At 73.9% G+C, this 13,330-nt stretch carries 13 protein-coding genes; 6 read left to right on the top strand and 7 right to left on the bottom strand.

Annotated features, from left to right (window positions below; translation table 11 throughout):
• Position 1: 1 nt before the first annotated feature.
• The 4 genes from IG63_RS0114280 to IG63_RS0114265 all read right to left on the bottom strand — a co-directional run bounded on the left by IG63_RS0114280 (position 2) and on the right by IG63_RS0114265 (position 3,825).
• Positions 2–868, bottom strand: coding sequence for an aldehyde dehydrogenase family protein (locus tag IG63_RS0114280; RefSeq protein ID WP_030485031.1), 867 nt, complete (start codon positions 866–868; stop codon positions 2–4).
• Complete coding sequence (locus tag IG63_RS0114275) at positions 865–2,313, bottom strand: aldehyde dehydrogenase family protein (RefSeq protein ID WP_030485030.1); 1,449 nt, start codon at positions 2,311–2,313, stop codon at positions 865–867. Before IG63_RS0114275 ends, IG63_RS0114280 begins: the two co-directional genes overlap by 4 nt.
• A 5-nt stretch (positions 2,314–2,318) precedes the next feature.
• Positions 2,319–3,296 carry a deoxyribose-phosphate aldolase gene (deoC, locus tag IG63_RS0114270; RefSeq protein WP_030485029.1) on the bottom strand — a complete coding sequence of 326 codons (978 nt, stop codon included), beginning with the start codon at positions 3,294–3,296 and terminating at the stop codon, positions 2,319–2,321.
• An 85-nt stretch (positions 3,297–3,381) separates the two neighbouring features.
• Positions 3,382–3,825, bottom strand: coding sequence for an OsmC family protein (locus tag IG63_RS0114265; protein WP_030485028.1), 444 nt, complete (start codon positions 3,823–3,825; stop codon positions 3,382–3,384).
• Positions 3,826–3,926: 101 nt separating this feature from the next.
• Here IG63_RS0114265 and IG63_RS0114260 point away from each other — a divergent pair, with 101 nt between their 5' ends.
• Positions 3,927–4,376 (top strand): MarR family winged helix-turn-helix transcriptional regulator, encoded by a 450-nt coding sequence (locus tag IG63_RS0114260; RefSeq protein ID WP_030485027.1) that lies wholly within the window; start codon positions 3,927–3,929, stop codon positions 4,374–4,376.
• A gap of 23 nt (positions 4,377–4,399) precedes the next feature.
• A complete protein-coding gene (locus tag IG63_RS0114255) occupies positions 4,400–5,593 on the top strand; it encodes an acyl-CoA dehydrogenase family protein (protein WP_030485026.1) in 1,194 nt (397 codons plus the stop codon).
• A 10-nt stretch (positions 5,594–5,603) separates the two neighbouring features.
• Here IG63_RS0114255 and IG63_RS0114250 read toward each other — a convergent pair whose 3' ends face one another.
• From IG63_RS0114250 to IG63_RS0114240, 3 genes are read right to left on the bottom strand one after another with little or no spacing between them, the layout of a single operon-like run.
• Complete coding sequence (locus IG63_RS0114250) at positions 5,604–6,209, bottom strand: Maf family protein (RefSeq protein WP_030485025.1); 606 nt, start codon at positions 6,207–6,209, stop codon at positions 5,604–5,606.
• Complete coding sequence (locus tag IG63_RS0114245; protein ID WP_084597179.1) at positions 6,209–6,490, bottom strand: acyl-CoA carboxylase subunit epsilon; 282 nt, start codon at positions 6,488–6,490, stop codon at positions 6,209–6,211. Before IG63_RS0114245 ends, IG63_RS0114250 begins: the two co-directional genes overlap by 1 nt.
• Positions 6,487–8,073: an acyl-CoA carboxylase subunit beta gene (locus IG63_RS0114240; RefSeq protein ID WP_030485023.1), complete on the bottom strand. Its 1,587-nt coding sequence runs from the start codon at positions 8,071–8,073 to the stop codon at positions 6,487–6,489. The genes IG63_RS0114245 and IG63_RS0114240 overlap by 4 nt, the downstream gene beginning before the upstream one ends.
• A gap of 148 nt (positions 8,074–8,221) precedes the next feature.
• On the opposite strand from IG63_RS0114240, the gene IG63_RS0114235 reads away from it, so the two are divergent.
• The 4 genes from IG63_RS0114235 (at position 8,222) to IG63_RS0114220 (ending at position 13,312) form a co-directional block, all read left to right on the top strand.
• The gene (locus IG63_RS0114235) at positions 8,222–9,004 is read left to right on the top strand and encodes a biotin--[acetyl-CoA-carboxylase] ligase (RefSeq protein WP_030485022.1); all 783 of its coding nucleotides are present in this window, start codon (positions 8,222–8,224) and stop codon (positions 9,002–9,004) included.
• Positions 9,005–9,006: 2 nt separating this feature from the next.
• Entirely contained in the window at positions 9,007–9,495 is a 489-nt protein-coding gene (locus IG63_RS0114230; protein ID WP_030485021.1) for a PH domain-containing protein, read from the top strand.
• Positions 9,492–10,457 (top strand): adenylate/guanylate cyclase domain-containing protein, encoded by a 966-nt coding sequence (locus IG63_RS0114225; RefSeq protein ID WP_051706840.1) that lies wholly within the window; start codon positions 9,492–9,494, stop codon positions 10,455–10,457. The genes IG63_RS0114230 and IG63_RS0114225 overlap by 4 nt, the downstream gene beginning before the upstream one ends.
• Positions 10,458–10,549: 92 nt before the next feature.
• The gene (locus IG63_RS0114220; protein ID WP_030485019.1) at positions 10,550–13,312 is read left to right on the top strand and encodes an AAA family ATPase; all 2,763 of its coding nucleotides are present in this window, start codon (positions 10,550–10,552) and stop codon (positions 13,310–13,312) included.
• Positions 13,313–13,330 lie beyond the last annotated feature (18 nt).

Below are 13,330 nucleotides of genomic sequence, written 5' to 3'. Positions count from 1 at the left end.
GCTAGCGCCCGACGGGGTGCCAGACGGTCTTGGTCTCCAGGAAGGTCGTCATCCGGCCGAGCCCCGGGGTGGCCAGCAGGTCCTCGTCGGCCGGACGCCGGACGCGCTTGAGGTTCTGCGCCGCCTCGATCTCCAGGTTGCGGGCGAGCTCGGGGTCGGCGACGCCGGTCAGGTCGAGGCCGTTGACGTCCATGTGGGAGGCGAGCCACGGCGCCAGCTCGGCGCGGGGACCGGTCAGCAGGTTGACGACACCGCCGGGCACGTCGGCGGTGGCCATGACCTCGCCCAGGGTGACCGCGGTCAGCGGGTGGGGCTCGCTGGCCACCACGACGCAGGTGTTGCCGGTGGTGATCACCGGCGCGACCACGCTCACCAGGCCGAGCAGCGGGCCGTCGGGGGCGACCACGCCGATCACGCCGCTGGGGTCGGGCGCGGAGTGGTTGAGGAAGGGGCCGGCCACGGGGTTGGCACCGCCCACCACCTGTGAGAGCTTGTCGGCCCAGCCGGCGTACCAGACGAGCCGGTCGACGGCCGCGTCGACGGCCGCGCGCGCCCGGGCGGCGGTGACGCCCTCGGCGGCGCGGATCTCGGACTCGAACTGCTCGCGTCGGCCCTCCAGCACCTCGGCGATCCGGTAGACCACCTGGCCGCGGTTGTACGCCGTGCGGCCCGCCCAGCCGTCGAAGGCCTTGCGGGCGGCGACCACGGCGTCGCGCACGTCCTTGCGCGAGGCGTGGGAGGCGTTGGCCCAGAAGCGGCCCTTGGCGTCGTTGACGACGTAGGAGCGGCCCGACTCCGAGCGGGGGAAGGCGCCGCCCACGTAGAGCTTGTAGGTCTTGCGGACCTCGGCGCGCGAGGTGGGGCTCACTGGTCGGCTCCCTTCAGGTAGGCCTCGAGCCCGTGGCGGCCGCCCTCGCGGCCGTAGCCGGACTCCTTGTAGCCGCCGAACGGGCTGGCGGGGTCGAACTTGTTGAAGGTGTTGGTCCACACCACGCCGGCGCGGAGCCGCTCGGCGGTCCACAGCGCGCGGCTGCCCTTGTCGGACCAGATGCCGGCCGAGAGGCCGTACGGCGTGTTGTTGGCCTTCTCGACCGCCTCCGCGGGGGTGCGGAAGGTCAGCACCGAGAGCACGGGGCCGAAGATCTCCTCCCGGGCGATGCGGTGGGCCTGGCTGACGCCGGTGAAGAGGGTGGGGGCGAACCAGTAGCCGCGCTCGGGCAGGTCGCAGGGCGGCGACCAGCGCTCGGCGCCCTCGGCCTCGCCGGCCTCGACCAGCTCGCGGATCCGCGCGAGCTGGGCCGAGGAGTTGATGGCGCCGACGTCGGTGTTCTTGTCGAGCGGGTCGCCCAGGCGCAGCGTGCCCATGCGGCGGCGGAGCCGCTCGAGCACCTCCTCGGCCACCGACTCCTGCACCAGCAGCCGCGAGCCGGCGCAGCACACGTGGCCCTGGTTGAAGAAGATGCCGTTGACGATGCCCTCGACCGCCTCGTCGAGCGGGGCGTCGTCGTAGACGATGTTGGCGGCCTTGCCGCCCAGCTCGAGGGTCAGGCGCTTGTCGCTGCCCGCCACGGCGCGCGCGATCGAGCGACCGACGTCGGTGGAGCCGGTGAAGGCGACCTTGTCGACGTCCGCGTGGCTGACCACCGCCTGGCCGGTGGCGCCGGCCCCGGTGACGATGTTGACCACGCCCGGCGGCAGGTCGGCCTGCTGGCAGATCTCGGCGAAGAGCAGGGCCGAGAGCGGCGTGGTCTCGGCCGGCTTGAGCACGACGGTGTTGCCGGCGGCGAGCGCGGGCGCGACCTTCCACGCCAGCATCAGGAAGGGGAAGTTCCAGGGGATGACCTGGCCGGCGACCCCGAGCGGCTGCGGCGTGCCGCCGCCCGCGACGGCGTACTCGAGCTTGTCGGCCCAGCCGGCGTAGTAGAAGAAGTGGGCGGCGGCGGTCGGGACGTCGACGTCGCGCGCCTCCTTGATCGGCTTGCCGTTGTCGAGCGTCTCGAGCACGGCGAGCTCGCGGGAGCGCTCCTGGATCAGACGCGCGATCCGGAAGAGGTACTTGCCGCGCTCGCTGCCGCTCATCCGCGACCAGGTGCGCTGGTAGGCCCGCCGGGCGGCCCTGACCGCGGCGTCGACGTCGTCGGCGTCGGCGGTGGCGACCTCGGCGAGCACCTCCTCGGTCGCCGGGTTGACCGACTTCAGCGGGTCGGCGTGTCCGTCGACGAACTCGCCGCCGACGAAGAGCCCGTAGGTGGGCCGCAGGTCGACCACCGAGCGCGACTCGGGGGCGGGGGCGTACTCGAAGGGGGTGCTCATCGCTCTCAGTCCAGGGTCACGTAGTCGGGGCCGGAGTAGCGGCCGGTGCTCATCTTGGTGCGCTGCAGCAGCAGGTCGTTGAGCAGCGAGGAGGCGCCGAAGCGGAACCAGTCGGGGTCGAGCCAGTCGGGCCCGGCCACCTCGTTGACCACCACGAGGTAGCGGATGGCGTCCTTGCTGGTGCGGATGCCGCCGGCGGGCTTGACGCCGACCATCCGCCCCGTCGACGCCCGGAAGTCGCGCACCGCCTCGAGCATCACCAGCGTCACCGGCAGCGTGGCGGCGGGCTGGACCTTGCCGGTGGAGGTCTTGATGAAGTCGGCGCCGGCCAGCATGGCCAGCCAGCTGACCCGGCGCACGTTGTCGTAAGTCTGCAGCTCGCCGGTCTCGAAGATGACCTTGAGGTGGGCGCGGGAGCCGTCGGGCCGGGCGCAGGCCTCGCGCACGGCCACGATCTCCTCGAAGACGTCGAGGTAGCGCCCGGTCAGGAAGGCGCCCCGGTCGATGACCATGTCGATCTCGTCGGCCCCGGCCGCGACGGCGTCGCGGGTGTCCTCCAGCTTGATCGAGCGCGAGGAGCGGCCGCTGGGGAAGGCCGTGGCCACCGACGCGACGTGGAGCCGGCCGCCGGGCGTGGTGACCGCCTCCACGGCGTACGGGACCATGTCGGGGTAGACGCAGACGGCGGCGACCGACGGGCAGGTGGGGTCGGTGGGGTCGGGCCGCAGCGCCTTGGCGCCCAGCGAGCGGACCTTGCCGGGGGTGTCGGCGCCCTCGAGGGTGGTCAGGTCGACCATGCGGATGGCCAGGTCGAGCGCGTAGGCCTTCGCCGTGGTCTTGATGGACCGGGTCGCGAGCGAGGCGACGCGCTGCTCGACGCCCACCTGGTCGACGCCGGGGAGGCCGTGGAGGAACCGGCGGAGCGCGGCGTCCGACGTGGTCACGTCGGCCAGCGAGCTCGCCGTCGAGCTCAGTGAGGTCACCGGAGGAGTGTAGTGACCTCCGGACGTGGATCGGTCCCGGGCGCGCGTCGCGCAGCGCCCGGGACCGAGTCGGCGGCTGGGGGGATCAGCCCTCCAGCGAGGCGTCGAGGGTGATCTCGACGCCGGTGAGCGCCTTGCTGACGGGGCAGCCGGCCTTGGCGTCCTCGGCGGCCTTGGCGAAGCCGTCGGCGTCGAGGCCCTCGACCTCGCCCACGACCGTGAGCTTGATGCCGGTGAGCTGGAAGCCGCCGCGCGCCTCGTCCGGGCCGAGGGAGACCTCGGCGGTGACGTCGAGGCTCTGCGGGGTGCCGCCGGCCTCGGCGACGAGCGCGGAGAGCTGCATGGCGTAGCAGGAGGAGTGAGCGGCGGCGATGAGCTCCTCGGGGCTGGTGGTGCCCCCGGCGTCGTCGGCAGCGCGCTTGGGGAAGGAGACGTCGTAGGTGCCGACGTGGGAGCTCGAGAGCTCGACCTGGCCGGAGCCCTCCTGCAGCGAGCCGTTCCAGGCGGTGCGAGCGGTACGGGTGGGCATGTGCTTCTCCTCTTCGTCGGGGACGTGCACCGAAAACATCTTGTGCACAAGATAATTGTAGGCTGGGTACTGTGGCAGGACAAGGACCCCAGGAGGCAGCCGTGCGCACGCTCGACCAGATGCTCTGCTTCGACCTGTACGCCGCCTCCCGCGCCGTCACGGCGCTCTACCGCCCGCTGCTGGAGCCGCTCGGCCTGACCTACCCGCAGTACCTCGTGCTGGTCACGATGCCGGAGCAGGAGGCGCTCTCGGTCAAGCAGCTCGCCGCGCTGCTGCAGCTCGACCACGGCACGCTGAGCCCGCTGCTGCGCCGCATGGAGCAGGCCGGGCAGCTGACGCGCACGCGCTCGTCCGCCGACGAGCGCGTCGTCGAGGTGCGGCTCAGCGCCGACGGACGCCGGCTGCGCCACGAGTTCGAGCGGGTGCAGTGCGAGGTCGAGGAGTCGCTCGGCCTCGGCGACGCCGACCTCGGCGAGCTGCGCCGTACCCTGCAGCGCATGACGGGGCAGGTGCGCGCCCGGCTCGGCGACCTCGAGGTTAGCGGTCGTTAACTGAGCGCGGCTACGATCCGCCCATGAGCTTCGAGATCTCCGAGGACCACGAGCAGTTCCGCCGCGTGGTGCGCGACTTCGCCGAGAAGACCATCGCCCCGCACGCCGCGCAGTGGGACCGCGACCACCACTTCCCGGTCGATGTGGTCCACCAGATGGGCGACCTCGGCCTCTTCGGCCTCACGGCGCCCGAGGAGCTGGGCGGCGCCGACGGTGACTTCACCAGCCTGTGCGTCGCGATCGAGGAGATCGGGCGGGTCGACCAGTCGATGGGGATCACCCTGGAGGCCGCCGTCGGGCTCGGCATCAACCCGATCCAGACCTTCGGCACCCCCGAGCAGCAGCAGACCTGGCTGCCCGACCTGGTCGCGGGGCGCACCCTGGCCGGCTTCGGCCTGACCGAGCCGGGTGCCGGCTCCGACGCCGGCGCCACCCGCACCCGCGCGGAGCTGCGCGACGGCGAGTGGGTGGTCAACGGCGCCAAGCAGTTCATCACCAACTCGGGCTCCGAGATCACCAGCGTCGTCACCGTCACCGCGCGCACGGGCGAGCGGCCCGACGGCCGCCCGGAGCTCTCGGCGATCATGCTGCCCAGCGGCACTCCGGGCTTCACTGCCGAGAAGGCCTACGACAAGCTCGGCTGGCACGCCTCCGACACCCACCCGCTCTCCTTCAGCGACGCCCGGGTGCCCGAGGACCACCTGCTCGGTGAGCGCGGGCGCGGCTACGCGCAGTTCCTGGCCACCCTCGACGACGGTCGGGTGGCCATCGCGGCGCTTGCCGTCGGCTGCCTGCAGGCGTGCCTCGACATGAGCGTGCAGTACGCCGGGGAGCGCACCACCTTCGGCGTCCCGATCGGGCGCAAGCAGGGCCTGGCCTTCCAGGTCGCCGACCTCGAGGTGATGCTCGCGGCCAGCCGCCAGCTGACCTATCGCGCGGCCTGGATGAGGGACGCCATGGCCGGCAGGGCGGGCGGTGGCTCGACGCCGTCGATGCAGGACTTCAAGCAGGCCGCCGCCGTGGCCAAGCTCTACGCCACCGAGGCCGCCGTCACCGGCACCCGCATCGCCACCCAGGTCTTCGGCGGCTACGGCTTCATGGAGGAGTACCCGGTGACCCGCTTCTACCGGGACGCCAAGGTGCTGGAGATCGGCGAGGGCACCAGCGAGGTCCAGCGGATGCTCATCGCCCGCGGCCTCGGCCTCCCCGTGGAGTGAGGGGGAGCGCTCAGCGGCGGGGCGTGCGCCAGAAGTCGGTCCAGGCGAAGCCGAGCTCGTCGAGCATCAGGCGCAGCAGTGGCAGGCTGATGCCGACCACGTTGTGCGGGTCGCCGGTGATGCCGGAGACGAAGGCGCCGCCGAGGCCGTCGAGGGTGAAGGCCCCGGCCACGTCGGCCGGCTCGCCCGAGGCGACGTACGCCGCCACCTCGTCGTCGGTGACGTGGGCGAAGCGCACCTGCGTGGCGGCGGAGCGAGCGATCCAGACCTCGCGCTGGGTGTCGATGACGCAGTGGCCGGTGTGAAGCACGCCGGCGCGGCCGCGCATCCGTCGCCAGCGGTCGACGGCGTCGTCGCCGTCGCGTGGCTTGCCGAGGATCTCGCCGTCGAGGTCGAGCACGGAGTCGCAGCCCACGACCAGCGCGTTCTTCTGGTCGGCCGCCACCGCGACGGCCTTCAGCTGGGCCAGCTTGGTGGTGTAGTCGGCCGCGTCGGTGACCTCCACGGTGCTCTCGTCGACGCCGCTGACGACGACCTCGGGGTCGAGGCCGGCGCGACGCAGCGTCTCCAGCCGGGCGGGGGAGGCGGAGGCGAGGACCAGGCGCGGCACGGCCATCAGCGTGCGCTCGCCCGCCAGGCGCCGGGGCCGTGCCGGTGGGCGAGCAGGTGGGGCTGGCGCACCCGCCGCTGCGGGGCCGCCCACTCCGAGCGCCGGCGCGGCGCGTCGGCCCCGCCGCCTCCCGCCGACGCCGCGACGACGGCGACCAGTGCCGCGAGCTGCTCGGGGGTCGGGTCGCCCTTGACGACCCGCAGCAGGGGCGTGGTCTCGACCGGCTCGACCGGCGAAGCGGTCTCGACGGTCTCGGCCGGCGGGGTGGTCTCGTCGGGCTCGCTCACAGCGGGATGTTCCCGTGCTTCTTGGGCGGCAGGGTCTCGCGCTTGGTGGCCAGCAGCCGCAGCGCCCGCACCACCTCCACGCGGGTCTCGTGCGGCGCGATGACGGCGTCGACGTAGCCGCGCTCGGCGGCGACGTACGGGTTGGCCAGGGTGTCCTCGTACTCCGCGATCAGCTCGGCGCGACGCGAGTCGACCTGCTCGGGGGAGCCGCCGTCGTCGGCGATCGCCTTGAGCTCCTTGCGGTAGACGATGTTGGCCGCGCCCTGCGCGCCCATCACCGCGATCTGCGCGGTCGGCCACGCGAGGTTGATGTCGGCGCCGAGGTGCTTGGAGCCCATCACGTCGTAGGCGCCGCCGTAGGCCTTGCGGGTGATGATGGTGACGAGCGGCACCGTGGCCTCGGCGTAGGCGTAGATCAGCTTGGCGCCGCGCCGGATGATGCCGTTCCACTCCTGGTCGGTGCCGGGCAGGAAGCCGGGCACGTCGACGAAGGTGAGCACCGGGATGTTGAAGGCGTCGCAGGTGCGCACGAAGCGTGCGGCCTTCTCGCTGGCGTCGATGTCGAGCGTGCCGGCGAACTGCAGCGGCTGGTTGGCCACCACCCCGACGCTGCGCCCCTCGACGCGGCCGTAGCCGACGACGATGTTGGGCGCGAAGAGCTCCATGACCTCGAGGAACTCGCCGTCGTCGAGGACCCCGCCGATGACCTCCTTCATGTCGTAGGGCTGGTTGGCGCCGTCGGGGATCAGGGCGTCGAGCGCGCGGTCGTCGTCGGTGACCTCGGTGTCGGCGGGCTCGTCGTACGACGGCGGGTCGTCCAGGTTGTTCTGCGGCAGGTACGACAGCAGCGCCTTGACGTACTCCAGCGCGTCTTCCTCGTCGGAGCCCATGTAGTGGGCGTTGCCCGACTTGGTGTTGTGGGCGCGAGCGCCGCCGAGGTCCTCCATCGTGACGTCCTCGCCGGTGACGGTCTTGATGACGTCGGGGCCGGTGATGAACATGTTGGAGGTGCCGTCGACCATGACGGTGAAGTCGGTGACCGCGGGGGAGTAGACGTGGCCGCCGGCGCAGGAGCCCATGATCAGGCTGATCTGCGGGATGACGCCGGAGGCGTGCACGTTGCGCCGGAAGATCTCGCCGTACAGGCCGAGCGAGACCACGCCCTCCTGGATCCGGGCGCCGGCGCCCTCGTTGATGCCGATGATGGGGCACCCGGTCTTCATCGCGAGGTCCATCACCTTGGTGATCTTCTCGCCGTAGACCTCGCCCAGGGAGCCGCCGAAGACGGTGAAGTCCTGGGAGAAGACGCAGACCTGGCGGCCGTCGACGGTGCCGTAGCCGGTGATGACGCCGTCGCCGTACGGCCGGTTCTTCTCGAGGCCGAAGGCGACCGAGCGGTGCCGGGCCAGCTCGTCGAGCTCGACGAAGGAGCCCTCGTCGAAGAGCGCCTCGATGCGCTCGCGCGCGGTCATCTTGCCCTTGGCGTGCTGCTTCTCCACGGCCTTGGCCGAGCCCGCGTGCACGGCCTCGTCGATGCGGCGCTCCAGGTCGGCGAGCTTGCCGGCCGTGGTGTGGATGTCGATGCCCGAGTCCTGGGCCGGGACGTCGGTGCCCTCGCCCGGGGGAGTGTCTCGTGCTGCTGCGCTCACCTGTGGTCCTCCCTGGGGGCCGATCGGAGCCGGGCGGACGGAGCTGTGGCCAGCCGCGCGCGGCGTCGGTCAATCTAGTGTCATGACCTCCTCCGCTGACAGCCGCCCACCGATCGCGCCGCTGACCCACGAGGGGTGGGAGGTGGAGGTGGTGCCCGAGTCGGCGTCCACCAACGCCGAGCTCGCCGAGCGCTTCCGGGCGGGCGCGGGCGAGCGGCTCGCCCTCGCCGCGCAGCACCAGACGGCGGGCCGGGGCCGGCTCGGGCGCGACTGGGTGGTGACGCCCGGGTCGTCGCTGACGGTGTCGTTCCTGCTCGAGCCCGACGTCGAGGCGCGGCGCTGGACCTGGCTGCCGCTCCTGACCGGCGTGGCCACCGCCCGCGCCGTGACCGCGGCGACGGGCCTGGGGGCGAGGCTGAAGTGGCCCAACGACGTGCTGGTCGACGACGCGAAGGTCGGCGGGATCCTGCTGGAGCGGGTCGAGCGCGAGGGGCACGCCGCCGCGGTCGTCGGCGTGGGGCTCAACGTGCTCCAGACCCGCGAGGAGCTGCCGGTGGAGACCGCGACCTCGCTCGCGCTGGCCGGCGTCGCCGCCGACCGCACGACGCTGCTGGCGGCGCTGCTGCGCGAGCTCGACACGGCGTACGACGCGTGGCTGCGGGGCGAGGACCTGCGGGCGGCGTACCTGGGGCTGTGCTCGACGCTCGGTCGGGCGGTGCGGGTGACGGTGCCGGGCGGGGTGGTCGAGGGCGAGGCCGTCGACGTCGACGCCGACGGCCGGATCGTGGTGCGCACCGCCGCCGGCGAGGAGCACCTGGGGGCCGGAGACGTCGTCCACGTGCGCCCCGCTGGTGGCACTATCTAGACGTGTCCATCTCCCCAAAGCTCCTCAACGAGGGCGAGTCCGTCGTGCTGTCGACGCGCACGCACGTCAAGCACCTCTTCGTGCCCGCCCTGGTGCTGGTCCTGGTGGTGGGCGTGACGGGCTTCGTCTCCACGATCCCCACCGGTGCCGACGCGGGGACGTGGCGGGCGGTCATCTGGGGGGTGGCGCTGCTGCTGGTGCTCTGGCGCTGCGTCTGGCCCTTCGTCGCCTGGCTGACCTCGACCTACACCTTCACCGACCGCCGCCTGATCACCCGCGAGGGCGTCATCACCCGCCGGGGTCACGACATCTCGCTCAACCGGATCAGCGACATCTCCTACGAGAAGGACCTGATCGACCGGGTGCTCGGGTGCGGCACGCTGGTGATCTCCGACGCCGGCGACCTCGGCATCGAGCTCGACGACATCCCCCGGGTGGAGGAGACGCAGCGGATCGTCTCCGACCTGCTCCACCGCACCCACGACCGATGACCTCGCCGGAGGACCTCGAGCGCACCATCCTGGGCTGGGTGCCCGACCGCACCGGCGACGACGTCGCCGCGCGTGCGGGGGTCCCGCGCGAGCAGTCGCAGCGGCTGTGGCGCGCGCTCGGCTTCCCCGACACCGGCCGCGCCACGGCGTACAGCCAGGCCGACGCCGACGCGCTGGAGCGCGTCACCCGGATCCTCGCCGAGACCGACCTCGACTTCGACACCGTGGTGCGGATGACGCGGGCGGTCGGGCAGACGATGGACCGCCTCGCCGACTGGGAGGTGGCGACGCTGACCTCCCACGCCGAGCGCACCGTGGAGCCGGGGGAGCGCGCCGACGAGGTCGTCCGCCTGGCCCAGCAGATCGGCGCGGACTTCGAGGCGCTGCTGGGCTACGTGTGGCGCCGCCACCTCGTGGCGGCGGTGGCGCGCGCCGGGGGCCTCGACGGGGCCAGCACGGAGGACGAGCACGTGGAGGCCACCGTCGGCTTCGCCGACCTGGTCAGCTTCAGCGAGCTCACCAACCGGCTCGGCGACGACGAGATCGGCGACCTCGTGGAGGTCTTCGAGTCCCGCGCCCACGAGGTGGTCTCGCGCCGTGGCGGCCGGGTGGTGAAGACCCTCGGTGACTCGGTGCTCTTCTGGGCGCCGTCGCCCGCGGAGGGGGTCGACACCGCGTGGGACATCGTGCAGGTGATCGGCCGCGACCCGCGGCTCCCCGACGTGCGCATCGGCGTGGTGACCGGCTCGGTGGTGACCAGGATGGGTGACGTCTACGGCCCCGCGGTCAACCTGGCGGCCCGGTTGACCACCGTGGCCCGCCGCAACCGGGTGATCACCGACGTGCACACCGCCGAGGCGCTCCCGGCCGACCGCTACGAGACCCGGATGCTGCCCGCCCGACCGGTGCGCGGCTTCGGCGAGCTGCAGCCGGTGGCCGTGCGTCACACCCGGCTCCCCTGAGCCGCCCGCGCGAGGCGGTACCCCGGGAGCCGGGGGCCGATACGATCGGGGGTCTCGGGACCGCCTCCACGCCGGCTGCGTCAGGAGACCCCATGACCGCCCCGATGACCGGGCGCTCGGACAGCCTGCCACCCGCCCCCACCGTGGGACGGGCCGCCGAGACCGCTCGCGTGCTGGCGGCGCTGCGCGACCGCCCGGTCGTGCTGACGGGCGAGGCGGGCATCGGCAAGACACGCGTGCTCGACGACGTCGCCCGTCGGGTGGCCGCGGAGGGGCTCACAGTGGTCAGGGCCGACCTCGACGTGCACGACGCGGTGCGTCCCTGCGGGAGCCTGCTCGACGCGCTGGGGCTCGACCCCGCCGGACCGCCGCCGCTGGAGCGGCGCGCGTCGCCCTGGGAGGAGGGCGTGCCGCTCCAGCCGCGGCTGGTCGACGCGGTCCTCGCGGGGGTCGAAGAGCTGCTCGACGCGGGCGACGTGCTGCTCTGCGTCGACGACGTGCACCGCGCGGAGCCGGTCACGGCGGCGGCGCTCTCGGCACTGGTACGACGCACGCGGCACCACCCGCTGCACGTGCTGCTCGCGCGTCGCCCCCACCCGACCCCGGCGGGGGTGCGGGCGCTGCTCGACGACGTCGACCGCCGCGGCGGCCTCCACGCCGACCTGGGCCCCTTGGGCGAGCGCGACGCGTGGCGCCTGGCCCGGCAGGCGCGTCCGGACGGGGACCACGACCTGCTGGCCGCCGTGGTCGAGGGCGCGAGCGGCAACGCCTTCTGGCTGACGGCGGGTGCACCCGGGCCCTCGGCGACGGACGCCGCGGTCCCGGCCGGTCGGTCGCTCGCCCGGCTGCTCGACGGTCTCGACCCCACGTGCGTCCGGCTGCTGCGGGTGCTCGCGCTGCTCGACGGTCGCAGCGAGGTCACGCTCCTGGGCGCGGCGGCCGACTGGCCCCCGGAGCAGCCGGACGCGCTCGTGCGGGCACTGGCGCCCGCGGTCGACGCCGGACTGCTCCAGGTGACCGGCGAGACCACGCGGCTGCGTCACGACCTGCTCTCGGAGGCGTTGGTCGGCTCCCTCGACGCCGTGGCGGTGGCTCGGGACGCGGTCGCCACCAGGCTGCTCGCGGCCGGCGCCCCGACCGCCGTGGTCGCCTCGCAGTACGCCCGTGCCGGAACCTCGCCCGACCCCCGCGCCGTCGCGGTGCTGCGGGAGGCGGCCTGCGAGCTGCGCGACACCTCCGCCGGGGCGGCGGCGGACCTGCTGGAGCAGGCCCTCGCGCGGTGCGACCCGCTCGACCCCACGGCCGACGTCGTTGCCGTCGAGCTGCTGGAGGCGTGCTTCTGGTCCGGCCGCCTCGACCGGCTGCAGGCCCTGGAGCCGCAGGTGCGTGCCCTGGGCGACCCGGCGCTCCGCGCCCGGGTGCAGGAGACGCTCGCGCGCGCCATGACGGTGCTCGGGAGACCTGCGGAGGCGGCGGCGTACGCCGCGGAGGTGGCGGCGGCCCCGGAGGAGGGCGCCTGGGGGCCGGCGCTCCACGCCGTGATGACCATGCTCGCCCTCGAGCTCGACCACGCCGACATCCGGGCGACGGATGCGCTGGCCGCGGCGGCCGTCAGTGCCAATCCCGTCGCCGAGACCCTCGCCCACTGCGTGCGCAGCTGGGTGGCCAACCAGCGGGGCGAGCACGAGCGCGCGGTCGAGCACGCCCGCAGCGCCACCGCGAGCGCCGACGCGTCGCCGCGCCGCACGGCGCACCGGATGGTGCCCTCGCTCTTCCTCGCGCTCGCGCAGGAGAGCGCCGGCCGGTCGGCCGACGCGGCCTCGGCCGTGGCGCGGGGGCGCGTGCTGGTCGAGCGCCTCGGAACGGCCTGGGCGACGCCCTTCTACCACTACGCCACCGCGCTGGGTCACTGGAACGCCGGCCGCTGGGGAGACCTGCTGGCCGAGTGCGACGCTGGTCTGCGGTACGCCCGCGACCACCGCGTGCGGCTGGCCGAGGCGTGGGCGCGGTCGGTGACGGCGGGCGCGCTGCTCCACCGGGGCGACGTGGCGGGCTGCGACGCGGAGCTGACGGCCGCGGAGGCGGCCCTGGCGGCCGGGGGGCCGCAGTTCGGGCTCGACTGGTGCCTGTGGGTTAGGGCGCTGCGGCTGGAGCAGGCCGGCGACCGCGCCGCCGCCGTCGACCTGCTCGACCTCGCCTGGGCCGCGGCCGAGGGTCTGCACGCCCGGGCCGCGCTCACGCTCTTCGGGCCCGACCTGGTGCGGATGGCCTGGCTGCTCGGGCGCGCGGATCGCGCCGCCGCCGTGCGCGACGAGCTGGCCCGCGATGCGGGCCCGGGTCGGGCCAACGTCGACGCCCACCTGGCGCGCTGCGACGCCCTCCTGACCGGCGACCTCGCGCTGCTGGCCCGGGCGCGGCGGGTGCACCTCGAGGGGTCGCGACCTGTCGAGGTGCTGCTCGACGACGAGGCGGCGCTGCTGCTGCGGACAGGTCGCGACGACCCGGCATCGAGGAGCGACCTGGTCGACCTCGTGGCGCGCTGCGAGCGGGCCGGCAGCACGCTCCTGGCCGAGCGGGTCGCCGAGGCCGGACGCCGCCACGGCCTCCCGGTCGAGCGGCGTCGCCGCGAGCACGACGGGTGGGACGAGCTGACGCCCACCGAGCGACGGGTGGTCGAGCTCGTCGCCGGGGGTGCCTCCAACGCCGACGTCGCCGCCCGGCTGGGCATCTCGCGGCGCACGGTGGAGTCGCACCTCTACCGGGTCTACTCCCGGGTCGGGGTGCGCAACCGCACCGAGCTCTCTGTGGCGCTGCACGCCCGCGGGTCCGGTCCGGCCGGTCCCGTCACGACCTGAACGACGCCCACGTGGCGG

Origin of the sequence: Nocardioides aequoreus, from assembly GCF_000720335.1 — a bacterium.
GTDB classification, from domain to species: domain Bacteria; phylum Actinomycetota; class Actinomycetes; order Propionibacteriales; family Nocardioidaceae; genus Marmoricola; species Marmoricola aequoreus.
Note: the sequence above shows the minus strand (reverse complement) of the source record. Positions and strands in the feature narration are given on the sequence as shown.